Here is a 23,698-nt window from a genome sequence, read left to right on the forward strand (position 1 = left end):
ACAGGGGCGGGGCCCCCGTGCTTCTTCAGACTAGGGGGAGCCACTGACAACGCCGGTCGGATTGCCCGGTCGCATAACAACCCCCGACCATCCAGCATGCCCGACGCCGCCTTCGACCCTATAGCACGTGCATTCGATTCACGGGCGTCGTTCGTCACCTTCACCCGAAGGGGTGGCCGGACTAGGGTCGGCGTCATGATGGATCACGCTCATGACCTGGCCTGTGTACGGGAAGCGACGGATCGGCTCCTCAACGCGGTCACCACCATGGACAACGCCTCTCTCGCCGAGCCGTCACGGCTTGCCGGCTGGAGCCGCGGACATGTCCTGGCCCACCTCGCCCGCAACGCGGACGCGCTCGTGAACGTCCTCCAGGGCCGTCCCATGTACGCGAGCGCCGAGGCGCGGGACGCCGACATCGAGCGGGACGCCGCGCGCAGCGTGGAGGTCCAGGCCGCCGACGTCCGGGAGAGCGCGGCCCGCTTCCAGGCGGCCGGGGAGGCGCCCGCGGACTGGACGCGCACGGTGGAGCTGCGCAACGGGGTCACCGACCGCGCGGCCCGGGTTCCGTTCCGCCGGTGGGCGGAGGTGGAGCTGCACCACGTCGACCTCGGGACCGGGTACGAGCTGGAGGATCTTCCGGCGGAGTTCCTGGAGCGGGAGACCGGCTTCCTCACCGAGCGGTTCTCCGGGCAGCCGGACATCCCGGCGACCCGCGTCACGGACGGCACGCGCGCGTGGACGACCGGGCGCGCGGAGGAAGAGCCCGGGATCACGGTCACCGGCCGGCCGGCGGACCTGGTGGGCTGGCTCGCCGGGCGCCGCGACGGCGCGGCGCTTCAGGTGCGGGGCGGGGCGCTGCCGAAACTGCCCCCGCTGTAGGACGGGACCGGACGGACCGGGCGCGGCCCGACCCGGCCGTCCACCAGGACTCCCGCGCTATAGGCTGACCTTCATGACGTACTCCGGAGAGGTCAGGGTCGGCGGACCGGCGGATGTGCACGAGCTGAAAGACCTGATGATCACCAAGATCGCGGTCGGCCCGATGGACAACAACGCCTATCTGCTGCGCTGCCGTGCCACCGACGAGCAGCTCCTGATCGACGCCGCCAACGAGGCGGAGACGCTCCTCGGCACGATCGGTGACGACGGCATCGCGTCCGTCGTCACCACGCACCGGCACGGCGACCACTGGCAGGCGCTCGCCGAGGTCGTCGCGGCCACGGGCGCGCGGACGTACGCCGGCCGCGACGACGCCCCCGGCATCCCGGTGCCCACCGACGTCCTCGTCGACGACGGCGACGTCATCAGGGTGGGCCGCGTGGAGCTCACCGCGCGCCATCTGGTCGGGCACACGCCCGGATCGATCGCGCTGGTCTACGACGACCCGCACGGCCACCCGCACGTCTTCACCGGCGACTGCCTCTTCCCCGGCGGTGTCGGCAACACCCGCAAGGACCCCGAGGCGTTCGCCAGCCTGATCCACGACGTGGAGACGAAGCTCTTCGAGGTGCTGCCGGACGAGACGTGGGTCTACCCGGGGCACGGCAACGACACCACGCTGGGAGCGGAACGGCCGCATCTGCCGGAGTGGCACGCGCGCGGGTGGTGACCGGGGACGCCGACCGGCTCCACGTCCCGGGGCGCACTCCGGCGCGACTGCCGTACGCGCGCGCCACGCACCGCGGTTGAGCATGAGCCGAGCGTGCGCCGTGCACGCGCCCTGCGTGCACGACCCCTCCGCGCGCCCCGTGTGAACCTTTCGCACGCACCGGGCCCCCGTGCGCACTCCCGGAGACCGGCCGACCGCAGTCAACTGGTAGGGCCCCGCGCAGGACGACGGCTCCTGAGCGGTAGGGGCCGCCGGTCTACACCCCGCCCTCGGCCGGCGGCCCGGGCTCAGCCCGCACGCCCGCGTGGGCTGCGGGCAGCCGCGTTCACACGGCCGCAACACCCGTTCCCAGCATGCGGACAACCACCGTCGTGACCTGGACAGACGCCGCATTCGCTGTCAGTCTCCCGCCATGCATCCTGCCCCTCGCGCCCCACGCCGCGCGGTCGCCGCCGTCACCGTAGCCCTGCTCGCCACCGCCGTCGGCTGCGCCCCGCAGCCCGAGGAGAAGGCGTCGGCCGCCCCGTCCGGGCCGGCCGCGAAGAGCTGCGCCAAGGGATCGCTCACCACCAGGACGGCCGGGAAACTGACGATCGCGACGGACGAACCGGCGTACGAGCCCTGGTTCAAGGACGACAAGCCCGCCAACGGCAAGGGCTTCGAGTCGGCCGTCGCCTACGCCGTGGCGAAGCGACTGGGGTACGACAAGAGCGCGGTCGTCTGGCAGAGCGTGCCCTTCAACAAGGCGTTCGCGCCCGGGGTGAAGACGTTCGACTTCGACATCAACCAGGTCTCGATCAGCGCCGAGCGCAAGAACGCCGTGGACTTCTCCTCCGGTTACTACGACGTGCGCCAGGCGGTCATCGCCCTGAAGGGCGGCAAGGCCGCCGCGGCGAAGAGCATCGCGGACCTCAGGAAGCTGAAGCTGGGCGCACAGGTCGGCACCACCAGCCTCGACTACATCACCGACATCGTGAAGCCGGCGCAGGACGCGGCCGTCTACGCCAAGAACGACCAGGCGAAGTCCGCGCTGAGGAACGGCCAGGTCGACGCCATCGTCACGGACCTGCCGACGGCGTTCTACATCACGGCCGCCGAAGTGACGAACGCGAAGATCGTCGGCCAGTTCGAGAACCGGACCGGCACACCCGAGCAGTTCGGGCTCGTACTGGACAAGGGCAGTGCGCTGACCTCCTGCGTGAGCGGCGCCGTCGACGCCCTCCGCAAGGACGGCACGCTGGCCCGGATCGAGAAGCAGTGGCTCTCGGACGCCGTCGACGCCCCGGTGCTCAAGTGACGGTCACCAAGGGAGAGTCGGCCCGGGAGGGGGCGGACGACAAGGGGGACATGACCGGCCGCACCGTTGGTGACGGCGTCCCGGACGACGGCTACGCGCCCTCCGAGCGGCGTCTGGCGCGCGAGCGCCACAAACGCGCGCGTGCCCGCCGCGCCACGGCCGTCGCGGCCCTCTCCACGCTCGTCACGGCCGCCCTGCTCTACCTGGTCGTCGTGAACGCGCCGGGCTGGCCGCGCACCAAGGAGACGTTCTTCAGCGCGCACTACGCGCGCGAGGCGTTGCCGAAGGTCCTCGAGGGGCTGTGGCTGAACGTCCGCCTGCTGCTGGTCTGCGGCGTCGCCGTCCTGGTCCTGGGCATGCTGATCGCCGTCGCGCGCACCCTGCGCGGCCCGGTCTTCTTCCCGCTGCGGGCACTGGCCGCGGCGTACACCGACTTCTTCCGCGGCCTGCCGCTGATCATCAATCTGATGATCGTGGTCCTGGGCGTGCCGGCGCTGCGGCTGCAGGGCGTGACGGTCGATCCGGTGCTGCTCGGCGGTACGGCCCTGACGCTGACGTACTCGGCGTACGTGGCGGAGGTGTTCCGGGCCGGCATCGAGTCGATCCACCCCTCGCAGCGCGCCGCGGCGCGCTCGCTGGGCCTCACCAACCGGCAGGCCCTGCGCCACGTCGTCCTGCCGCAGGCGGTGCGCCGCCAGGTGCCGCCGCTGCTCAACGACCTGGTGTCGTTGCAGAAGGACACCGGTCTGGTGTCCATCGGGGGCGCGGTGGACGCCGTACGGGCGGCCGACATCGTCGTGGGCCGCAGTCTGAACTACACGCCGTACATCGTCGCGGGGCTGGTGTTCGTGGCGCTGACCATTCCGATGACCCGGTTCACCGACTGGGTGACGGCCCGGATGGACCGGCGGCGGGCCCAGGGAGGGTCCCTGTGACCCGGGGAGGAGTCCTGTGAGCACGCCCGAGAACACGCCTCAGAACACGCCTGGGGACACGCCCGCGAGCAGCGCGCCGGTGCTGCGGATGGAGTCGGTCCGCAAGACCTTCGGCGGCTCGGTCGTCCTGCGGGACGTCGGTCTGGAGGTCGCCCCGCACACGGTGACCGCGTTGATCGGCGCCTCCGGTTCGGGCAAGTCCACGCTGCTGCGCTGCGCCAACCTGCTGGAGGAGATCGACGACGGAGCCATCTGGCTGGACGGCGAGGAGATCACCGACCCGCGCGTGGACCAGGACGCGGTACGGCGCCGGATCGGCGTCGTCTTCCAGGCGTACAACCTCTTCCCGCACATGACGGTGCTGGACAACATCACGCTCGCGCCGCGCCGGGTGCACGGCGTCTCCCGTACGGAGGCCGAGGAACGGGCCAGGGAGCTGCTGGAGCGCCTCGGACTGGGCGGCAAGGCCGACGCGTACCCGGACCGGCTCAGCGGCGGTCAGCAGCAGCGCGTGGCGATCGTACGGGCCCTCGCGGTGCGGCCCCGGCTGTTGCTGCTGGACGAGATCACGGCCGCGCTCGACCCCGAGCTGGTGGGCGAGGTGCTGGAGGTGGTGCGTGGCCTGAAGGACGAGGGCATGACCATGGTGCTGGCCACGCACGAGATGGGCTTCGCGCGGGACGTCGCGGACCAGGTGTGCTTCCTGGACGGCGGGGTCGTGCTGGAGCGCGGCACCGCCGAGCAGGTCTTCGGCGACCCGCGGCAGGAGCGCACACGGCGCTTCCTGCGGCGGATCGTGGAGGCGGGCCGGCTGTAGTCCCGCGCGGTTCACGCGTCCGCTCGCGCCGCCCCGACCAGTGCCGCGACCCGCTCCACGCCGAACGCATAACCCTGCACTCCGCATCCCGCGATCACGCCGTCGGCGCGCAGCGAGACGTAGGAGTGGTGCCGGAACGATTCCCGCCGGTGGATGTTGGAGATGTGCACCTCCAGCACGGGCAGGCCGTCACAGGTGTTGAGCGCGTCCAGGAGGGCGACCGACGTGTGCGAGTAGGCGCCGGGGTTGATGACGATCCCGCAGTGGCTCAGCCGCGCCTCGTGGATCCAGTCGACCAGCTCGCCCTCGTGGTTGGACTGCCGGAAGTCGACCGTGCCGCCGTGCGCGGCCGCCGCCTTGGCGCACAGCGCCTCCACGTCGGCCAGCGTCTCGTGGCCGTAGATCTCGGGCTGGCGCTGACCCAGGAGGTTCAGGTTGGGCCCGTTGAGGATCATGATCGGGGCGTTGGCCAGGGTGCGGGGCACGGTTCCTCCGGTCCGTTCGGGGCGGTCCGTCCACGACCGCCGCTCGCACCCGGTCTATCACGCCGGTCGGCGCTGGCAGCGGGCCCGCGCGCCGGTCGCCGCGGCGCGCGCCCAGGCACCGTGATCACCTCCGCGCGCCCCCGTAACCCCCGATCACTGTGGGTAGTTGACGCGGCATGCACGATGTACGCACCGTAAAGACTCCGTCCATGCCGCGGCTCGCCGCCGCCTCGCTCGCCGGGACCGCGATCGAGTTCTACGACTTCTTCGTCTACGGGACCGCGGCGGCCCTGGTGCTGGGGCCGCTGTTCTTCCCGACGTTCTCGCCGGTCGCCGGGACGCTCGCGGCCTTCGGGACGTTCGGGGTGGGATTCCTGGCCCGGCCGCTCGGTTCGGTGCTCTTCGGGCACCTCGGGGACCGGCGCGGCCGGCGACCGGTGCTCGTCGTCTCGCTGCTGCTCACCGGCGCCTCGACGGTCGCGGTCGGCTGTGTGCCGTCCTACGGGACCATCGGCGTGGCCGCGCCCGTGCTGCTGCTCGTGCTGCGGTTCCTGCAGGGGCTGGGGCTCGGCGGCGAGTGGGGCGGGGCGGTACTGCTGACCGCCGAACACGCTCCCGCCGGGCGGCGCGCCCTGTGGTCGAGTTTTCCCCAGATCGGGCCGGCGCTCGGCTTCGTCCTGGCCAACGGGGTGGTGCTCGCGCTGTCGGCAGGGCTGTCCGACGCGGAGTTCGCCCGGTGGGGCTGGCGCGTGCCGTTCTGGGCGGCCGGCGTCCTCGCGCTGGCCGGGCTGTGGCTGCGCTCCTCCCTCAGGGAAAGTCCCCGGTTCCTGGAGATCGACGACCACGCGCGTGTGCCGCTCGTGGAGGTCGTACGGCACCACGGGCGGCTGGTGCTGCTGACGGCCGGCGCGCTCGCGGTCGGTTACGCGGTGTTCTACGCGGTGACGACCTGGTCGCTGGCGTACGCGACGGAACGGCTCGCCGTGAGCCGTACGGTCATGCTGGTGTGCGTCATGGGCGCGGTGCTGGTGAAGGGCGCCTGCACGCCCGTCGTGGCGCTGCTCGGCGACCGGTACGGACGCCGGCCGCTGTGCCTGACGGGGTGCACGGCGTGCGTCCTGTGGATGCTCCCGATGGTCGCTCTGCTGGCGACCGGCGAGCCGCTGCTGATGTTCCTCGCCATCCTGGGCGCCCTGCTCGCCTTCGTCACCATGTTCGCGGTGATCGCCGCGTACCTGCCGGAACTCTACGAGGCCCGGGTGCGGTGCACGGGCGCCGCCGTGGGCTACAACCTCGGCGGGGTCTTCGGCGGCGCCCTCACCCCGATCGTGGCGACGGAGCTCGCGGAGCGGGGCGGGCGGGTTCCCTGGGGCGTGGGGGCCTACCTGACGGGTATCGCGCTGATCAGCCTGGCCTGCTTCGCCATGCTGCCGGAGACGCGGCCGGCGCCCGTGCCGGCGGTCGAGCCGGTCACGGGCTGACCGGACGCGCCGGCCGCCTCCGTTCCCGCTACGGGTTGATCGCCAGTTCCAGGTAGGCGGCGAACAGCACCAGGTGGACGCCTCCCTGGAGGGGTGTGGCCCGGCCCGGCACCACGGTCAGGGAACTGACCACCACGGTCAGCGCGAGCATCAGCATGTGGGTCGCGCCGAGGCCCAGGACGAGCGGACCGGGCAGCCACACGGACGCGAGCGCCACGGCCGGGATGGTCAGGCCGATGCTGGCCATCGCGGAGCCGAGCGCCAGGTTGAGGCTGGTCTGCACCCGGTCGCGGCGAGCGGAGCGCAGCGCGGCGATGGTCTCGGGCAGCAGGACGAGCAGGGCGATGATCACACCGACGACGGCGTGATGCAGGCCCGCCGCCGCCACGCCGGACTCGATCGTGGGTGACACGCCCTTCGCCAGGCCGACCACACCGATCAGGGCCAGCCCGAGCAGGCCGAGGCTGGTCCAGGCGGTGCGCGCCGACGGGGGCCGGGCGTGGTCCTCGGCGGTGATGACCTCGCCCTGCCGGGTGATGGGCAGGAAGTAGTCGCGGTGGCGCACGGTCTGGGTGGTCACGAACAGCCCGTACAGGATCAGCGAGGACAGCGCGGCGAAGGTCAGCTGGATGGTGGAGAACTCCGGTCCTGGCTTGCTGGTGGTGAAGGTCGGCAGCACCAGGCTGAGTGTGGCCAGTGTCGCCACGGTCGCCAGCGCCGCGCCGGTGCCCTCGGGGTTGAAGACGGCCGTGCCGTGCCGCAGGGACGCGACGAGCAGGCAGATCCCGACGACGCCGTTGCAGGTGATCATCACCGCGGCGAAGACGGTGTCCCGGGCCAGGGTGGCGCTTTTGTCGCCGCCGTCGGCCATGAGGGTGACGATCAAGGCCACCTCGATGATCGTGACGGCGATGGCGAGCACCAGGGAACCGAAGGGCTCGCCGACCCGGTGAGCGACCACCTCGGCGTGGTGCACGGCCGCCAGGACGGAACCGGCGAGAACGAGGGTCACCAGACCGACGACCGCGCCGGGCAGGCCCCGGCCCCAGGTGAAGACCAGCAGGACGACCGCGAGCACCGGCACGAGGATCGTCCATTGTCGGGTGAGCGACCAGAGCCGAGTGATCATGCGGCGATGGTCGCAGAGGTGTACAAGGTTCGCATTCCGTTCTTTCCGGATACCTCTCATCCTTTCCGGTCCGGGGCCCGGTGCCGGTGGGACCGGGCCTCCGCGTCGCTATGAGACGCCGCCGTGGGGCGACGGACCCCGCGAAGGGGCGACGGACCCCGCGAAGGGGCGACGACGATTCCCGCGGAGAGCTGACGTCCTCGCCGGGGGCTCACGCTCCCCCGGCGAGAACAAGGCCCCCGTTCGCTCTGCGGCTATTCGGCTATGCGACTGTGCGAGGGCGCGGGCTTCCGTCGCACCCGGGGTCAGACATCGACGCTGCTCTTGCGAGCGCCCTCGCCGTCGGCGTCCGCCTCCTCGACGGCCGCCTGCTTCCTGGAGGCCAGCAGGCTGGTGACCGTGGTGACGGCCAGGACCGCGCAGATCACGCCGAGCGAGACGGGGATGCTGATCTCGGGCACGTGGACACCCGACTCGTGCAGGGCGTGCAGCACCAGCTTGACGCCGATGAAGCCGAGGATGATCGACAGCCCGTACGAGAGGTGGACCAGCTTCCTGAGCAGCCCGCCGATGAGGAAGTACAGCTGGCGCAGACCCATCAGGGCGAACGCGTTCGCGGTAAAGACGATGTACGGGTCCTGCGTGAGGCCGAAGATCGCGGGGATGGAGTCCAGGGCGAACAGCACGTCCGTGGTGCCGATGGCGAGCATCACGACCAGCATCGGGGTCATGACGCGCTTGCCGTTCTGCTGGATCCACAGCTTGGTGCCGTGGTACCGGTCGGCCACGCCGAACTTGCGCTCCGCGGCCTTCAGCAGCTTGTTCTCCTCGAACTCCTCGTCGGCCTCGTCCGTACGGGCCTCCTGGATGAGCTTCCAGGCGGTCCAGATCAGGAAGGCGCCGAAGAGGTAGAACACCCAGGAGAAGCTCGCGAGGATCGCGGCCCCGGCGGCGATGAAGACGGCCCGCAGGACCAGCGCTATGAGGACGCCGACGAGCAGGACGCGCTGCTGGTACTGCGCGGGCACCGCGAACTTCGCCATGATCAGGACGAAGACGAAGAGGTTGTCGACGCTCAGCGACTTCTCGGTGATGAAGCCCGCGAAGAACTCACCGGCCGGCTGCCCGCCGCCGAAGACGAGGAGACCGAGACCAAAGAGGCCGGCCAGGGCGATCCAGACGGCTGTCCAGATGCCCGCTTCCTTGATCGACACCTCATGCGGCTTGCGACCGAGGAAGAAGTCGACCGAGATCAGGGCGGCGAGACCCGCGATGGTGAGGGCCCACAGACCCATGGAGACTTCCATTGCACCTCCGGCATTACATGACGGCAAACACATCAGCGTTGTCGCTGCCGGAGGTCTCTTCCACCCGCGATGGGCCGGCGCCCCGGGACCGGACCGGTCCGTACTGACGGGTGCGCCGCAGTCAGGGAGTACTCCCCTCCGTACGGAAGACTGTACCCCTATCACCAAGGAAAGGTAAAGTGAAAAGCAAAGGAGAAGCCAAGTTGCCAGGTCAGATTGCTTTTACCATTGCTTGGTACGGGCTCTGGCGACCTCGGTGAGCACGTCGTGCACGATCCGGCCGGCGGCCGGGGAGAGTGAGGGCTCGTAGGTCCAGGCGTGACCGATCCAGGGATCGGCGAGGTGGTCGTCGGGCACCGGGGTGAGTCGCAGCAGCGAACGCCACAGCGGATCGAGCAAGGGGCCGAATGCGGCGGCCTCCTCACGGTCGGCGACGAGCAGGAGGTGTACGCCGACGGCCGGGCCCTCGTCGGCTAGATAGCGCAGCCGGGTCACCGAACGGTCGTCGAAGCCGTGCGGGAAGTCGTTGACGATCAAGAGCTGCTGGGCGGTGTCCACATCCGCCGGCAGTGACTCGGCCGCCCCACCGCGCACCGCCATCTGCACCAGGTCGACGCGCCGGGTGAGCCCCTGCAGCGTCTGCGCGACACCCGCCGCCCCGGTCGCGGGCGGCGCCGCCAGAACCCCGGACCGCGTCAGCGGCAGCAGCGCGTGGGTCCCGGCACCGGCAGGGTCGAGGACGCGCACGGCGAACTCGCCGGCCGGGTGTACGGCGAGCAGACGCGCCGCGAGGGCGACGGCCACGGACAGGGCCAGGTCCCGCAGCTCGGCGGGGCCCGTCAGGTCAGCGGCGCCGAGCCCGCTGTCGATCCACAAACCCCTCTCCAGGGGCAGCCTGACCAGCAGGGGAATGCGCAAGGGCGCGCTTTCGGGCAGGTGCAGATCGCCGAGCCGCAGGGCCATCGGCGGCTCGGCGGGGAGGCGGTAGGCGTGCCAGACGGGGCTGTCCCAGCGAGCGTAGGCGGGCGGGAGCGCGGGCTCGACCACCTCCGCCTCGGCGATGAGCTGGGCGAGGTCGCGATCGAAGGCCGCCCGTGCCTGGCCGGCCAGCTGGGTCCGGCGGGCGTGGGCCGCCTCGCGCGCGGCATCTCCCGCCGTGCCGAGCCGCGTGCGGGGGTCGGCGAGGGCCTGGTCCAGCTCCTTCTCCAGGCGGGAGTCGGCGAAGTCGACGGCGCTGCGGTAGGCGGCCGTGGTGCGGGCGAGGTCCTCGAACATGCCCCGGACCTGGTTGTACAGCCGTTCCTCCATCGACCAGCCCACGGCGTCCCCGGCGACGGGCCGAGCGGGCTGTCCGTCGGCGACCGAGGGTGCGGGGGGCGAGGGCGGAAGGCCGCGGGTGCGGCGCGGGTGTGTGGAGTCGACCGGGCCGCCGGGCTGGTGGGGACCGGGGCCGCCATCCTCGTCAGGGACCTGCGGGTCGTACGGACACGGCGGTTCCGCAGGCCCCGAAGCGGACGGCGGGGAGGCGGCAGTGGGCGGAGCAGCCGGCGCCGGCTGAGAAGCGGCAGTGGGCGGGGAAGCAGGCGCGGGCTGGAAAGTGGACGCCGGTTGATGGGTGGACGAGGTCTGCGGTGCCGGAGCGGAGGCGGCCCGGGGACCGAGATCGGTCGGCGGTGCCGGAGCCGTACCGGGCAGGGTCCGGGCCGCCGCCCCCTGGATGGCCGTCGCGAGGTCGTCCGCGTCGGGCAGCCCCCGGTCGGCGAGGAGGGCGGGGAGGCCGTTCGCATAACCCTGGCCCATCGCGCGCACTTTCCAGGCGCCCTGCCTGCGGTACAGCTCCAGGGCGATCACGGCCGTCTCGGTGTCCAGGCCGGTGAGGGTGTAACAGGCCAGTTCGCTGCCGTCGGGTCCGCTCACCGTGGTGTGCGGGGCCGGGACGGCACCGAAGCCGAGGGGACCTGCCGTGCCGGTGGGCAGGGCGATGAACACCTCGACGCGGTGCACGGCCTCGGGCAGGGCGTCCAGATCGACGGCCAGGCGGTGCCCGGCGGCCGGCTGCCGGGGCACCTCGACACCCGGCAGGACGGGGGCGCCGGGGTGGGCCACCCACTGGGGGCCGTGCACCGTGCCGTGCTCGTCGCCGAGTGTGACTCCGGCCAGGACCGACGCCCCGGCCGAGATCCGGATCTCCAGCCGGACGTGGGACAGCGGGTGGTTCTGCCCCCGCACCAGCTCGGCCACCATCGCCGTCGCCCCCCTGCTGACGACAGGCCCTACAGGTGCGGCAGGATCGCCGGCATCAGGTCCTGGAAGGTACGGCCCCTGGCCGGGGCGCCGATGGCCGTCATCGTCCAGCCCGAGCCCGCCCGGTGCACCTTGCACATGATCTGGGCGGTGTACTCGCCGCCGCCGGCCAGGGTGTAGCGGGCGAGTTCCTGGCCGTTGGTCTCGTCCACGAGCCGGCAGAAGGCGTTCTGCACCTCCTGGAAGGTCTGGCCGGTGAAGGAATTGACCGTGAAGACGATCTGGTCGATGTGGACCGGGACGCGCTGCAGGTCCACCAGGATGGCCTCGTCGTCCCCGCCCTGGCCGGCGCCGCCGACGAGGTTGTCACCGGTGTGGCGCACGGAACCGTCGTCGCTGACCAGGTGGCGGAAGAAGACGACGTCCTTGGGTTCCGCGCCGGCGAAGAGGACCGCGGAGGCGTCCAGGTCGATCTCGCGGGTGCGAGAGCCGAACAGGCCGCGCCGCTTGGCCGCCTGCCAGCCGAGCCCCATGCGGACCGCCGTCAGGGTGGCCCCGTCCTTCTTCTCCAGGCTGATGGCCTGACCCTTGGACAAGTTGACGGACACGGCTGGATCCCCTCTCGACAGTCCCCTGTTGCCGCGCCGAGCCGTTGCTGCCCACCGCGCGGTTGTGTCAGAACCCTATGCAGGGCCTCGGACGGTGCCGACCCCCGGCCCGGGCTTTGTGTCGGGGTTGCAACACTTGGCGTTCGGGCCGAAGACCGGTACCGGGCGAGACTCAGGCCAGGCCGGCCTCCCGCATCTGGCGCAGCTCCTTCTTCATCTCGGAGACCTCGTCGCGCAGCCGGGCCGCGATCTCGAACTGCAGCTCAGCGGCGGCGGCACGCATGCGCTCGGTCATCTCTTCGATCTGCTCCGCCAGTTCGGCCGCGGGACGGTCCGTGGGCACCGCCTTGCCCTTGGCGTTCCTGGTGGCCTTTGTGGCCTTCGCGCCCTTGGCCGCCTTGTCGCCGAGCGCCGGAACGGGGGCCTTCGCTCCCTTGCCGTCCTTCGTCTTGCGGTACCCGGAGCCGAGGAGCTGTTCGGTGTCGACCTCCTCGCGGGCGATCTGCGCGACGATGTCGTTGATCTTCTTGCGCAGCGGCTGCGGGTCGATGCCGTTCGCCTTGTTGTAGGCGACCTGCTTCTCCCGGCGGCGGTTGGTCTCCTCGATGGCCTTCTCCATCGCCGGGGTGATCTTGTCGGCGTACATGTGGACCTGGCCGGAGACGTTGCGCGCCGCTCGGCCGATGGTCTGGATCAGCGAGGTGCCCGACCTGAGGAAGCCCTCCTTGTCGGCGTCCAGGATCGCCACCAGGGACACCTCGGGCAGGTCGAGGCCCTCACGGAGCAGGTTGATGCCGACCAGGACGTCGTACTCACCGGAGCGCAGTTCGCGCAGCAGCTCGACGCGGCGCAGGGTGTCGACGTCGCTGTGCAGGTAGCGCACCTGGATGCCGAGTTCGAGGAAGTAGTCGGTGAGGTCCTCGGCCATCTTCTTGGTCAGCGTGGTGACGAGGACCCGCTCGTCCTTGTCGGTGCGCTTGCGGATCTCGTGCACCAGGTCGTCGATCTGGCCCTCGGTGGGCTTGACCACGACCTCCGGGTCGATCAGGCCGGTGGGACGGATGATCTGCTCCACGAAGCCGTCCGAACGCGACAGCTCGTAGGGGCCGGGGGTGGCCGACAGGTAGACGGTCTGCCCGATGCGCTCCTGGAACTCCTCCCACTTCAGCGGCCGGTTGTCCAGGGCGGAGGGCAGGCGGAAGCCGTGGTCCACGAGGGTGCGCTTGCGGGAGGCGTCGCCCTCGTACATGGCGCCGATCTGCGGGACGGTGACGTGCGACTCGTCGATGACGAGCAGGAAGTCGTCCGGGAAGTAGTCCAGCAGCGTGTTGGGCGGGGAGCCCGGCGAGCGGCCGTCGAAGTGCATCGAGTAGTTCTCCACGCCGGAGCACGTGCCGATCTGGCGGAGCATCTCGATGTCGTACGTGGTGCGCATCCGCAGGCGCTGGGCCTCCAGGAGCTTGCCCTGCTTCTCCAGCTCGCCCAGGCGCTCGCCCAGTTCCTTCTCGATGTCGTTGACGGCCCGCTCCATGCGCTCGGGCCCGGCGACGTAGTGGGAGGCGGGGAAGACGTAGAGCTGCCGGTCGTCGCTGATGATCTCGCCGGTGAGCGGGTGGAGCGTGGACAGCGCCTCGATCTCGTCGCCGAACATCTCGATGCGGACGGCCAGCTCCTCGTAGACCGGGAAGATCTCGATGGTGTCGCCGCGGACCCGGAAGGTGCCGCGGGTGAACGCCATGTCGTTGCGCGTGTACTGGATGTCGACGAAGCGGCGCAGCAGCTCGTCCCGGTCGATCTCGTCGCCGACCCGGAGGGTGACCATGCGGTCCACGTACTCCTGCGGCGTACCGAGGCCGTAGATGCAGGACACCGAGGCGACCACGACGACGTCACGCCGGGTGAGCAGCGAGTTGGTGGCCGAGTGGCGCAGGCGCTCGACCTCCTCGTTGATCGAGGAGTCCTTCTCGATGTAGGTGTCCGACTGCGGGACGTAGGCCTCGGGCTGGTAGTAGTCGTAGTACGAGACGAAGTACTCGACGGCGTTGTTCGGCAGCAGCTCGCGGAACTCGTTGGCCAGCTGCGCGGCCAGTGTCTTGTTCGGTGCCATCACGAGGGTGGGGCGCTGGAGCTTCTCGATCATCCACGCGGTGGTGGCGGACTTGCCGGTGCCGGTCGCGCCCAGGAGGACGACGTCCTTCTCGCCGGCCTCGATGCGCTTGGCCAGCTCGGCGATGGCCGCCGGCTGGTCGCCGCTGGGCTGGTAGGGGCTGACGACCTCGAAGGGCGCCACCGTGCGTTCGATGTGGGAAACGGGCCGCATGACATCAACCGTACGACCCCGCACTGACAACGGGTTCCGATCAGCGGTTCTGCGGGGTGCGGGAGGCGTGCTGCACGGGCCGGTGCCCGTCGTGGACGGCGGGGCGGCGCTCGGCGTGGGAGGCGACGGCGGCGGCCGGAACGCCCGGTTTCTGCTCGACGGGCCTCCAGTCGGGGCGGCCCACCAGCATCAGCGGGTCGAAGATCACGACGACGCCCGCGAGGAGCAGGAAGGCGAGCGGTCCGATCAGCATCGGGGCCAGCGTGGAGGCGGCGGGCGCGCCCCCGGCGGTGCGGGAGGCGCCGTCGAGGTGGACGCTCAGGGCGGCCATGCCGGTGTAGTGCATGCCGCTGACCGCGAGACCCATGACGAGGCTCGCGCCGACGCTCCACAGGAAGCCCCGCACCTGTCCGGCGGCCCACAGGGCGGCGGTGGCGGCCACGACCGCTATGACGACGGAGGCGGCGACGGTGAACGTGTTGTAGGTGAACCGTCCGTGGAACTGGACGCCCGCCATGCCGAGGTAGTGCATCGAGGCGACACCCAGACCGGTGATCGTGCCGCCGGTGAACAGGGGGGTGCCGGTGGCGCCCCGGTAGCCGACGATGAAGATCCCGACGCCGACCATGACGATGGCGAGGCCGAGGCTCGCGTAGGTCAACGGCTTGTCGTAGTGGAGCGGTGCCTCCTTGATGCTGAAGCCCATCATGGCGACGAAGTGCATGGTCCAGATGCCGGAGCCGATCGCCGCCGAGCCCAGGGCCAGCCAGGCGGGCCGCCGTGCGTGCGTGACCAGCAGGGACCGTGTGGTGCAGCGCAGGCCGAGGGCGCCGCCGAGGCACGCCATCAGGTAGGCCACCAACGGGGTGACGGCCCCGTAGCTGAATCCGTCGACCGTGCCTTGCATCCGCGGCTGCCCTTCCCGCCTTCTTGTGTCCCGGAAAACCCGAATACGCCCCCGTCCCAGGACCGCACGGGCGGTCAGGGTTGTCGCAGAGAGTATGACCCCCATCGGAGGGGTCGAACGATTTTCCGGCAAAGAAACACGGCCTTGCCGCAGTTGTGCGGCATCGGTGAGCGGACTTGGACATCTCCATGCATGGTGTGGCCGTCGTGCACCGAGTGCCGTTGACTCAGTGCTGTCACTCTGTTGCTGTCGGTATCCGCTCGATGCGAGGAGTACGCATGTACGCGCGCGTAGTCGCCGCCCCGGTAGCCGCGGTCCTGGGGACGGTGACCGCCCTGCTGAGCCCCACGTCCGATGCCCGGGCGGGCGAGCACGACGTGCCCACGGTGATCGCCCACCGGGGCGCCTCCACCTACGCACCCGAGAACACGCTGGCCGCCGTGGACAAGGCCGCCGAACTGGGCTTCTCATGGGTCGAGAACGACGTCCAGCGCACCAAGGACGGCGAGCTGGTCGTCGTGCACGACGAGACCCTGCGGCGCACCACGAACGCCGAGGAGGTCTTCCCCGACCGGGCGCCGTGGAAGGTGCGGGACTTCACCGCCGCCGAGATCGCCCGGCTGGACGCGGGCAGCTGGTTCTCCCCGGTCTACGCGGGCGTGCGCGTGCCGACACTGAAGGAGTACATGCGCCGGATCGAACACGATCACGAGAAACTCCTCCTGGAGATCAAGAATCCGGAGCTGTACCCGGGCATCGAGCAGCAGACGCTGAAGCTGCTGGACAACGAGGGCTGGCTGGACGGCGGGCACCTGGGGCGGCTGATCGTGCAGAGTTTCAGCGCCGACAGCGTGCGGACCGTGCACGAGCTGAAGCCGGCGGTCATCACCGGCTACCTCGGTACGCCCACCGTGGCGCAGCTGCACGGGTTCACGCGCTTCGCGGACCTGATCAATCCCTCGTACGGGTCACTCTCCCAGGGGTACGTCGCCTCCGTGCACGCCTTGGACGGGCCGCACGGCCGGCCGCTGGAGCTCCTCGCCTGGACGGTGGACGACGCGGCCACCGCACGTGAGGTCGCCGGTTACGGGGTCGACGGAATCATCAGCAACAAGCCCGACGTGGTGCGGGCGGCGCTGGGCTCCGGCTGACCCGGCCGGCGTTGTCAGTGGCGGGCCGTACCGTAGGCGCATGGACAGCCATGCACAGGATGAGCAGCGGGTCGTGTGGGCCGTCGTCGGCACGGACATCGGCCCGCTGATGCTGGCGGCGACCCGCGACGGCCTGGTCAACGTCGTCTTCCACGCCTCGGACGCGGTGCGCGGCCGGGCGCTGGAGCGGCTGGCCGCACGGCTTGGTTCCGAGCCCGTGGAGGACCCGGACGCGCCGCTGCTGAGCGAGGCGATAGGCCAGCTGCGGGCGTACTTCGCGGGCCGGCGGCATGACTTCGACCTGCCGCTGGACTGGTCGCTGATCTCCGGTTTCAACCGGCAGGTCCTGCGCGAACTGGCCTCCGGTGTGCCGTACGGCACCGTGGTGGGGTACGGCGATCTGGCGGGCCGGGTCGGCCAGCCCGGCGGGGCGCAGGCGGTCGGCGCGGCGATGGGCGCCAATCCGCTGCCGGTGGTCGTGCCGTGCCACCGGGTGGTGGAGAGCCGCGGCGGCATCGGTGGTTTCGGGGGCGGACTGGAGACCAAGCGGAAGCTGCTCGCCCTGGAGGGTGTGCTGCCGGAGCCGCTGTTCTGACCGGTCCGGAGTGCGGCTAGGGCCTCTCGTTTGGATCATGCCGGGCTCGCGGGCCCTGGCACCGCTCCCTGATCCGGCCTGATCCAAAGGAAAGACCCTAGTCGTCGTAGTGCCGGGCCTCGAAGACGTTGCCGTCCGGGTCGCGGAAGTAGAAGCTGCGCGTGGCGTCGCCGCGGGCGCCGGACAGACCGTGGTCGATGCCCGACACGGGGACGCCGTGTTCCTCCAGGCGGTCCCTGAGGGTGTCGAAGTCCTCGGCCGGCAGTGACAGGCAGACGTGGTTGACGGGGTGGCCCGCGCTGTCCGCGGAACCGGGCAGCATCCTCATCTGCCCGGCGAAGCCGTGCGGGGCGAGGTCGAGGACCGTGTCCTCGTTGACGCGTACGGAGGGGAAGGCCACCGTGCCCTCCGCGTACTCGGCGACCCTGACCGGCTCCAGGCCGACGGCCGTCTCGTAGAAGGCTGCCGCGGCGACCGGGTCGGCCACCCACAGGACGACGTGGTCGAGGCGCGTGGTGTTGTTCCTCATGTGCACCAGGCTGGCGGCCCCCATGACGGGTCACAAGCGTTTATCCGCGGCCGGCACCCGCCAGAGACTAGGAAGGACCGACGGACAGGAGGCGGGCACGTGGTGCTGGTGGTGTCGGAAGAAGTCCGGGAGGCGATCGACGCGGGGCGGCCGGTGGTGGCTCTGGAGTCCACGATCATCGCGCACGGTCTGCCCCGCCCGCGGAACTTGCAGGTGGCGTTGGAGCTGGAGGAGGCGGTGCGGCGGGAGGGTGCCGTGCCGGCGACCATCGCCGTGCTGGACGGGCGGCCCCGGGTCGGCCTGGACAAGGACCAGCTGGAGCGGGTCGCCAACGAGGACGGCATCCGCAAGCTGGGCCATCGTGACCTGCCGCTCGCCGTGGCGGCGGGGGCGAGCGGGGCGACGACCGTGTCGGCGACGGCGCAGCTGGCCTCCCTCGTGGGGGTGCGGGTGTTCGCCACCGGTGGGCTCGGCGGGGTGCACCGGGAGTGGACCGTGACCCAGGACGAGTCGGCCGACCTGGGACTGCTGGCGCGGACCCGGATCACGGTGGTGTGCGCGGGCGTGAAGTCGATCCTGGACGTACCGGCGACGCTGCAGCGACTGGAGACACTGGGCGTGGCCGTCGCCGGGTACGGCACCGACCGGTTCCCCGGCTTCTACCTGTCGGACTCGGGGCATCCGGTCGACTGGAGGCTGGACACTCCCGAGCAGGTCGCCGCTGTCATGCGCGCCCAGGACGCGCTGGACGCCCCGGACTCCGCGCTGATCGTCGCCCACCCGGTCCCGGAGGCGGAACAACTGGATCCCGAGTTGCACGCGCGTGTACTCGCCGACGCGCTGCGCGCCTGCGCGGAGCAGGGTGTCACGGGGCAGGCGGTGACCCCGTTCCTGCTGGACCACCTGGTCCGGCACACGGACGGTGCCTCGCTGAGCGCCAACCTGGCGGCGGTGCGCGGGAACGTCCGGCTCGCGGCGCGGATCTCCTCGGCGTGGGCCAGGGGGTGACCGCCGGGCGGAACGGCGCGCTGCTGGTCGTCGGCGACGTGGTCACGGACGTGATCGCCCGGCACCGGGGGCCTCTCGCGGCCGGCACCGACACGGCCGCCGTGATCCGGAGGCTGCCGGGCGGCGCGGGCGCCAACGTGGCCTGCTGGGCCGCCCACGCGGGTTGCGCGGACGTACGGCTGCTGGGGCGGGTGGGCACGGACGCCGTCGCGTGGCACGAGCGGGAGCTGGTCGCGGCCGGGGTGCGGCCCCGGCTCGTGGTGGACCGGGAGGCAGCGACCGGCACCGTGATCTGCCTCGTCGACACGGGTGCGGCGGCCGAGCGGACGTTCCTGACGGACAGCGGGGCATCCCTGCGGCTGGGCCCCGCCGACTGGTCGGACGCGCTGCTCGACGGGGTGGCCCGGCTGCATCTGTCGGGCTATCTGCTGTTCACCGGGTCGAGCCGGGCGCTCGCGGAGACGGCGCTCGCGGCGGCACGCGCGCGCGGTGTGCCGGTCAGCCTGGACCCGGCCTCCGCCGGTTTCCTGGTCGAGCTGGGGGTGGACCGCTTCCTGGCGTTCGCCGAGGGGCTGGACGTGCTGCTGCCCAGCCGGGACGAGGCTTGTCTGCTGACCGGGCTGCCGGATGCGGCGGACGCGGCGGCGAAGCTGAGCCGTCTCGTACCGCTGGTGGTGGCCAAGGCGGGCGCGGAGGGAGCACTGGTGGCCCGTTCCGGCGCCGTGCCGGTCCGGGTTCCGGCCGTGCCGGCGGACCCCCGGGACACCACGGGCGCGGGTGACGCCTTCACCGGCGCGTTCCTGGCCGCCCTCCTCGCGGGCGCGGCCCCGGAGGAAGCCGCGGCACGGGGCTGCCGGGCGGGTGCGGAGGCGGTCGGGCGAGTGGGCGGCAGACCACCGCGTCCGGAGGACGGAGGCTGAGCGGACGGGTGCGTGCCGGCCGCCTCGCCAGCTGCGGCGGCCTGCGAGCGGTGGCCCGGTCACGCCCTCTGCCGGATGCCTGCGAGTGGTGGCCCGGTCACGCCCTCTGCCGGATGCCGGGCCGTGTAAGCAGGCAAGCGAACCGTGACCTGTGGGCGGCGGCGGCCGCACGCGCGTGGAGCCGGCGGTCGTCGAAACGGTCCGGCGGCCGCGGCTGCCCGCTGCCCCGGCTACCTCTTGCGCCCCCACGCCGAGATCATCGGCGCCGTGGTCAGGTCCATCTGGCCGGTCTCCACGTTGGCCAGGTGCTCGTCGATCTCCGCGTCGGTGGCCAGGCCGGCGGCGACGAGCCGGCCGCGGATCTGACGGACCGTCGCGGCCTCCAGGGCGGTGCAGGCGGGCGAGGCCACGGGGAAGTACGCGTCGGCCTGGACTCCGTGCAGTCCGGCCTCGCGGAGCAACCGCGGGAGTTTGCGGCCGTAGGAGAGGTCGGCGCCGCGGTCGGCGAGCAGCTTGCGGAAGCCCTGGCGCAGCCGGTTGGCGAGCCGCTGCTCGGGGCCGTACTCGTCGGGGCAGGCCAGGGGCTGGAGGGCGGGGTCGGCGTCCTCGATCAGCAGGTGTCCGCCGGGCCGCAGGGCTTTGATCATGTTCCGCAGCGCCCGTTCCCGGTCGGGTACGTGCACGAGGACGAGCCGGGCGTGGACCAGGTCGAAGTCCTTGCCGGGCGGCTCCTCGGCGCCCACGTCGTGGACGCGGATCTCCACCGGCGGGCGGTCCGCGGCGGTGAGCCGGGAGGTGTCGATGTCGGTGGCGACGACCTGACCGGCCGGTCCCACTTTCCCGGCGAGCCAGGACGTGACGGAGGGGCCGCCGGCCCCCACTTCCCAGCAGCGCCAGCCGGGGCCGACGCCGAGTCTTTCGAGGTGCCGGAAGGTCGTGGGGTCGAAGAGGGCGGTGAAGGCGTCGAAGCGTTCGCCCGCCTCGTTCTGCCGGTTGTCCAGGAGGTATCCGTCGGAGCGCGCCATGCTCCCATCATCCCGGTCAGCCGGCCCGCCCGGCTCGGTCGCCCCTTCGTCCACAGGCGGGAACAAAGCGGAACTCCCTGTTCCCACAGGCTTGCCCGCGCTTTGCCCGGGACTGGCAGACTTGCCGGGCAAGGCGCGGAAGCGTCGCATGAGGAGATCCACACGGGGAGATCCAGATGTCCATGGCAGGGAATCTGCGGAAGGTCACGGGGCTGGGCAGGGTCGGCGGCCTGCGCAGGGTGGCGCGGCTGGCCCGGCGCCGGCCGCGCGTGGACCTGAGCCATCCCGCCAGGTCGCCGCTGGGCTCGTCGGTGGTGAACTGCGTGACGTATCAGGACGGCGTGCGCGTGCCCGGGTGCGCCGACCTGGTGGATGCCGTACGGCTCGTGCGCAAGACCGGCGAAGGCTTCGTCTGGCTCGGGCTGCACGAGCCGACGGACCGTGAGTTCACCGGAATCGCCGAGCTGTTCGACCTGCATCCGCTGGCGGTGGAGGACGCGATCGAGGCACACCAGCGGCCGAAGCTGGAGCACTACGGCGACACGCTCTTCGCGGTGTTCAAGACCGTGTGTTACGTGGAGCACGAGCAGCTGACGGCGACCAGTGAGGTGGTGGACACCGGCGAGATCATGGTGTTCGCCGGCGAGGACTTCGTGATCACGGTGCGGCACGGCCGGCACGGCTCGCTGGGGCCGCTGCGCGAGGAGTTGGAGGCGGACCCGCACCAGCTGGCCAAGGGACCGGCGGCCGTGCTGCACGCGATCGCCGACCATGTGGTGGACGACTACCTCAGCGTCACGGACGCGGTGCAGGCCGACATCGACCAGGTCGAGACCGACGTGTTCTCGGAGAACGGCGCGCGTCTGGACGCGGGCCGCATCTACCAGATGAAACGCGAACTGCTGGAGCTGAAGCGGGCGGTGGTGCCCCTGGGGCGCCCGCTGGAGGACCTGGCGACCCGGCCGATACGGGTCGTCGCCCCGGAGATACAGACGTACTTCCGGGATGTGCTCGACCACTTGATCCGGGCCAAGGAACAGATCGCCGCGTTCGACGAGCTGCTCAACTCCATCCTGCAAGCACATCTCGCGCAGGTGACGGTGGCGCAGAACGAGGACATGCGGAAGATCACGGCCTGGGCCGCGGTGATCGCCGTGCCGACGATGGTGTGCGGGGTGTACGGCATGAACTTCGAGCACATGCCGGAGCTGCACTGGCGGTTCGGCTACCCGTTGATCATGGCCGTGACGGCGGGGGCGTGTCTGGCGGTGTACCGGGGCTTCCGGCGCAACGGCTGGCTCTGAGCGAGGGCGACAGCGGGGATCGGCGGGCTGCCGGGGCCGGTCTACGCGGTGCCGGTTCCCACTGTGATCAGGGCGGCCGGGTCTCCGGACGGCGCTTCCGGATCAGCCGCTCCAGGCGGGGTGGCGCGGGTCGTCGGCTCGCACCAGGACGTCCGCCGTGCCGGCCGGGTCGGTCTCGGCCTCGTAGCGCTCGAAGGCGGGGAGGGTCCAGTGGTCGGCCTCGGGCGTACGGCGGCGGAGGGCGCCCGGGGAGAGGAGGAGGTGCACGGTCAGGTCGAAGGGGAACCAGTGGCGCAGCAGGAGGGGGCCGTGGAGCAACAGGATGCCGCCGGGCGGGAGTGGGACGTAGGGGCTGCGGGTGGCCCGGTCCGTGGCCGGATCCCACAGGTCGGGCAGGATCCGCCCGGTGCCTCCGGGGTCGAGCGGCCCGAAGACCTCCCGCCACAGGGCGCCCGTGTCGAACCATCCGTTGTAATACGACTCCGCGTCGCGCCGGCCGTGCTCCAGGCGGAGCGAGGCGGGCCGCAGGAAGCCTTCGGTGCCGATCACGAGCGAGGGCCGGCCACGCACCCGCAGCGCCTCGCCGACGCGCGTGGCGAGGTCTCCCGGACGGGCGGCCGGGGCCCCGTCGAAGCCGACGCGCTGCCAGGCGGCGCCGTCGGACGGTTCCGCGCCGGCCAGCCGGTCGGCGAGCCGCTCGGCCAGCCGTTCCCAGGTGATCGCTTCCAGTCGCACACGCCCCATGATGCCGGGTGGCGGAGGAGAGCGGCGCGGGTGCCGGCGTCAGGCGGGCCGTCCGGCCGCGCGGCGGGCCGCGAGCAGGGCGGGGAGGTGCGTCTCGCTCCACGTGCGGGCGGCGTCGAGGAGGGGAATGAGGGTGCGACCGAGGGGAGTGAGGGCGTACTCGACGCGGGGCGGGTTCTCGTCGTACGCGGTACGGGTCACCAGGCCGTCGCGCTCCATGGCGCGCAGGGTCTCGCTGAGGACCTTGGGTGTGACGGCCCTGAGCGGGACCCGCAGTTCACCGAAGCGGCGTGGGCCGTCCTGGAGACAGCGGATCACCATGCCGGACCACTTGTCGCCGACCCGGAAGGGCATGGCGGACGACGGACAGAGGGGGTGGAACATGCCGGGATCGAGAGGTGCGGCACGGTCGTGGGCCGTCGCGTCGGTCATCCGTCGAGGGTAGCGCCGATTCCGTTGCGGTAACCGGGCGTCCGGTCTCTAACGTCCTGGTCCTATCGCGGGCGACCGCGCGGGACTTGGAGGTCGGGATGAGCGGGATCGTGGTCTTCGGTGCGGGGGGCCGGGCCGGTCGGGCGGTGACGGCCGAGGCACGGGCGCGTGGGTACGCGGTGACGGCCGTGGTGCGGGATCCGGCGAGATATCCGGATCTCGGAGCGGAGGGTGTCACGGTCGTACGGGGCGATGTCACCGATCTCCGGTCGGTCACGGGGGCCGCCGCCGGGCATGCCGGGGCCGTGCACGCCGTTTCGCCGTTCAGCGGACCGGAGCAGGGTTTCGACACGCTCGACCCCGGGTTCTTCGTGAAGGCGGCCGACGCACTGCTCGTAGGACTCGCCGCGGCCGGCGTGGGCCGGCTCGTCGCCGTGGGTCTCGGGGCGAACCTGCTCGGCGCGGACGGGCGGCCGGTGATGGACGACCCGGGCGCGTTCCCCCCGGCGATCCGGCCGTTCGCGCTGGCGCACACGGCCGGCCTGCACCGGCTGCGGGAGCGCGGGGACGGGCCCGTCGACTGGGTGATGCTGACGCCCGCCGGGTACCTGGAGCACGGCGGTGTGCGGACGGGGCGGTACCGCGTCGGCGGAGAGCGGCTGCCGGACGGCGGTCCTGAGCCATGGCTGTCGTACGCGGACCTCGCGGTCGCGGTGGTCGACGAGATCGAGCGACCGGTGCGGCACCGGAAGCGGGTGTCGGTGTTCAACTACTTGGAGGAGAAGAGGTAGTTCCGAGAGGTGGGGCAGGAGGGCGTACGCAGAGGGGACTGACCCGGGGGGGAAGGA

Annotated in this window: 23 protein-coding genes; 12 read left to right on the top strand and 11 right to left on the bottom strand. The window is 71.6% G+C overall.

What is annotated here, in order from left to right:
* Window positions 1-195 precede the first annotated feature (195 nt).
* The 5 genes from ACZ5DC_RS22205 (at window position 196) to ACZ5DC_RS22225 (ending at window position 4,661) form a co-directional block, all read left to right on the top strand.
* Window positions 196-882, top strand: coding sequence for a maleylpyruvate isomerase family mycothiol-dependent enzyme (locus tag ACZ5DC_RS22205; RefSeq protein ID WP_468655191.1), 687 nt, complete (start codon window positions 196-198; stop codon window positions 880-882).
* Window positions 883-955: 73 nt separating this feature from the next.
* A complete protein-coding gene (locus tag ACZ5DC_RS22210) occupies window positions 956-1,612 on the top strand; it encodes an MBL fold metallo-hydrolase (RefSeq protein ID WP_468655193.1) in 657 nt (218 codons plus the stop codon).
* A gap of 412 nt (window positions 1,613-2,024) precedes the next feature.
* Complete coding sequence (locus tag ACZ5DC_RS22215) at window positions 2,025-2,909, top strand: ABC transporter substrate-binding protein (RefSeq protein WP_468655195.1); 885 nt, start codon at window positions 2,025-2,027, stop codon at window positions 2,907-2,909.
* On the top strand, window positions 2,906-3,844 hold the full coding sequence (locus tag ACZ5DC_RS22220; protein ID WP_468655197.1) for an amino acid ABC transporter permease: 939 nt from the start codon (window positions 2,906-2,908) through the stop codon (window positions 3,842-3,844). Before ACZ5DC_RS22215 ends, ACZ5DC_RS22220 begins: the two co-directional genes overlap by 4 nt.
* A gap of 88 nt (window positions 3,845-3,932) precedes the next feature.
* Window positions 3,933-4,661, top strand: coding sequence for an amino acid ABC transporter ATP-binding protein (locus tag ACZ5DC_RS22225; RefSeq protein ID WP_167546374.1), 729 nt, complete (start codon window positions 3,933-3,935; stop codon window positions 4,659-4,661).
* An 11-nt stretch (window positions 4,662-4,672) separates the two neighbouring features.
* Here ACZ5DC_RS22225 and aroQ read toward each other — a convergent pair whose 3' ends face one another.
* Window positions 4,673-5,146 carry a type II 3-dehydroquinate dehydratase gene (gene aroQ, locus ACZ5DC_RS22230; RefSeq protein ID WP_468655199.1) on the bottom strand — a complete coding sequence of 158 codons (474 nt, stop codon included), beginning with the start codon at window positions 5,144-5,146 and terminating at the stop codon, window positions 4,673-4,675.
* A 209-nt stretch (window positions 5,147-5,355) separates the two neighbouring features.
* Between aroQ and ACZ5DC_RS22235 the strand changes: the two genes are divergently transcribed.
* Entirely contained in the window at window positions 5,356-6,627 is a 1,272-nt protein-coding gene (locus ACZ5DC_RS22235) for an MFS transporter (RefSeq protein WP_468655201.1), read from the top strand.
* A 28-nt stretch (window positions 6,628-6,655) separates the two neighbouring features.
* Here ACZ5DC_RS22235 and ACZ5DC_RS22240 read toward each other — a convergent pair whose 3' ends face one another.
* The 6 genes from ACZ5DC_RS22240 to ACZ5DC_RS22265 form a co-directional block, all read right to left on the bottom strand.
* A complete protein-coding gene (locus ACZ5DC_RS22240) occupies window positions 6,656-7,756 on the bottom strand; it encodes a calcium:cation antiporter (protein WP_468655203.1) in 1,101 nt (366 codons plus the stop codon).
* 305 nt (window positions 7,757-8,061) lie between these two features.
* Window positions 8,062-9,063, bottom strand: coding sequence for a TerC family protein (locus ACZ5DC_RS22245; RefSeq protein ID WP_468655205.1), 1,002 nt, complete (start codon window positions 9,061-9,063; stop codon window positions 8,062-8,064).
* 222 nt (window positions 9,064-9,285) lie between these two features.
* A complete protein-coding gene (locus ACZ5DC_RS22250) occupies window positions 9,286-11,307 on the bottom strand; it encodes a TerD family protein (RefSeq protein ID WP_468655207.1) in 2,022 nt (673 codons plus the stop codon).
* Window positions 11,308-11,336: 29 nt separating this feature from the next.
* Window positions 11,337-11,915, bottom strand: coding sequence for a TerD family protein (locus ACZ5DC_RS22255; RefSeq protein WP_366751321.1), 579 nt, complete (start codon window positions 11,913-11,915; stop codon window positions 11,337-11,339).
* Window positions 11,916-12,087: 172 nt separating this feature from the next.
* Window positions 12,088-14,235, bottom strand: coding sequence for an excinuclease ABC subunit UvrB (uvrB, locus tag ACZ5DC_RS22260; protein ID WP_468655209.1), 2,148 nt, complete (start codon window positions 14,233-14,235; stop codon window positions 12,088-12,090).
* A 40-nt stretch (window positions 14,236-14,275) separates the two neighbouring features.
* A complete protein-coding gene (locus tag ACZ5DC_RS22265; protein WP_468655211.1) occupies window positions 14,276-15,142 on the bottom strand; it encodes an MHYT domain-containing protein in 867 nt (288 codons plus the stop codon).
* A gap of 278 nt (window positions 15,143-15,420) precedes the next feature.
* Between ACZ5DC_RS22265 and ACZ5DC_RS22270 the strand changes: the two genes are divergently transcribed.
* Both ACZ5DC_RS22270 and ACZ5DC_RS22275 read left to right on the top strand, forming a co-directional pair.
* The gene (locus ACZ5DC_RS22270) at window positions 15,421-16,293 is read left to right on the top strand and encodes a glycerophosphodiester phosphodiesterase (RefSeq protein ID WP_468655213.1); all 873 of its coding nucleotides are present in this window, start codon (window positions 15,421-15,423) and stop codon (window positions 16,291-16,293) included.
* Between the two features lie 40 nt (window positions 16,294-16,333).
* Window positions 16,334-16,888 (top strand): methylated-DNA--[protein]-cysteine S-methyltransferase, encoded by a 555-nt coding sequence (locus tag ACZ5DC_RS22275; protein WP_468655215.1) that lies wholly within the window; start codon window positions 16,334-16,336, stop codon window positions 16,886-16,888.
* 97 nt (window positions 16,889-16,985) lie between these two features.
* Here ACZ5DC_RS22275 and ACZ5DC_RS22280 read toward each other — a convergent pair whose 3' ends face one another.
* Window positions 16,986-17,417 (bottom strand): VOC family protein, encoded by a 432-nt coding sequence (locus tag ACZ5DC_RS22280; RefSeq protein ID WP_468655217.1) that lies wholly within the window; start codon window positions 17,415-17,417, stop codon window positions 16,986-16,988.
* 99 nt (window positions 17,418-17,516) lie between these two features.
* Between ACZ5DC_RS22280 and ACZ5DC_RS22285 the strand changes: the two genes are divergently transcribed.
* Together ACZ5DC_RS22285 and ACZ5DC_RS22290 are read left to right on the top strand one after the other, a co-directional pair.
* Window positions 17,517-18,425: a pseudouridine-5'-phosphate glycosidase gene (locus ACZ5DC_RS22285; protein ID WP_468655219.1), complete on the top strand. Its 909-nt coding sequence runs from the start codon at window positions 17,517-17,519 to the stop codon at window positions 18,423-18,425.
* The gene (locus tag ACZ5DC_RS22290; protein ID WP_468655221.1) at window positions 18,410-19,345 is read left to right on the top strand and encodes a carbohydrate kinase family protein; all 936 of its coding nucleotides are present in this window, start codon (window positions 18,410-18,412) and stop codon (window positions 19,343-19,345) included. The genes ACZ5DC_RS22285 and ACZ5DC_RS22290 overlap by 16 nt, the downstream gene beginning before the upstream one ends.
* Before the next feature lie 230 nt (window positions 19,346-19,575).
* Here ACZ5DC_RS22290 and ACZ5DC_RS22295 read toward each other — a convergent pair whose 3' ends face one another.
* Window positions 19,576-20,370 (bottom strand): methyltransferase domain-containing protein, encoded by a 795-nt coding sequence (locus ACZ5DC_RS22295; RefSeq protein ID WP_468655223.1) that lies wholly within the window; start codon window positions 20,368-20,370, stop codon window positions 19,576-19,578.
* Between the two features lie 176 nt (window positions 20,371-20,546).
* Between ACZ5DC_RS22295 and ACZ5DC_RS22300 the strand changes: the two genes are divergently transcribed.
* Window positions 20,547-21,674: a magnesium and cobalt transport protein CorA gene (locus ACZ5DC_RS22300; RefSeq protein ID WP_468655225.1), complete on the top strand. Its 1,128-nt coding sequence runs from the start codon at window positions 20,547-20,549 to the stop codon at window positions 21,672-21,674.
* Window positions 21,675-21,776: 102 nt separating this feature from the next.
* On the opposite strand, the gene ACZ5DC_RS22305 is transcribed toward ACZ5DC_RS22300, so the two are convergent.
* Together ACZ5DC_RS22305 and ACZ5DC_RS22310 are read right to left on the bottom strand one after the other, a co-directional pair.
* The gene (locus ACZ5DC_RS22305) at window positions 21,777-22,418 is read right to left on the bottom strand and encodes a nucleoside/nucleotide kinase family protein (RefSeq protein ID WP_468655227.1); all 642 of its coding nucleotides are present in this window, start codon (window positions 22,416-22,418) and stop codon (window positions 21,777-21,779) included.
* A gap of 39 nt (window positions 22,419-22,457) precedes the next feature.
* Window positions 22,458-22,850, bottom strand: a complete 393-nt coding sequence (locus ACZ5DC_RS22310; protein WP_468655229.1) for a winged helix-turn-helix transcriptional regulator — start codon at window positions 22,848-22,850, stop codon at window positions 22,458-22,460.
* Between the two features lie 98 nt (window positions 22,851-22,948).
* Between ACZ5DC_RS22310 and ACZ5DC_RS22315 the strand changes: the two genes are divergently transcribed.
* Window positions 22,949-23,641 carry an NAD(P)-dependent oxidoreductase gene (locus ACZ5DC_RS22315; RefSeq protein WP_468655231.1) on the top strand — a complete coding sequence of 231 codons (693 nt, stop codon included), beginning with the start codon at window positions 22,949-22,951 and terminating at the stop codon, window positions 23,639-23,641.
* The last annotated feature ends 57 nt before the right edge of the window (window positions 23,642-23,698 follow it).

The sequence above is a fragment of the Streptomyces sp. NPDC031445 genome, assembly GCF_055581365.1.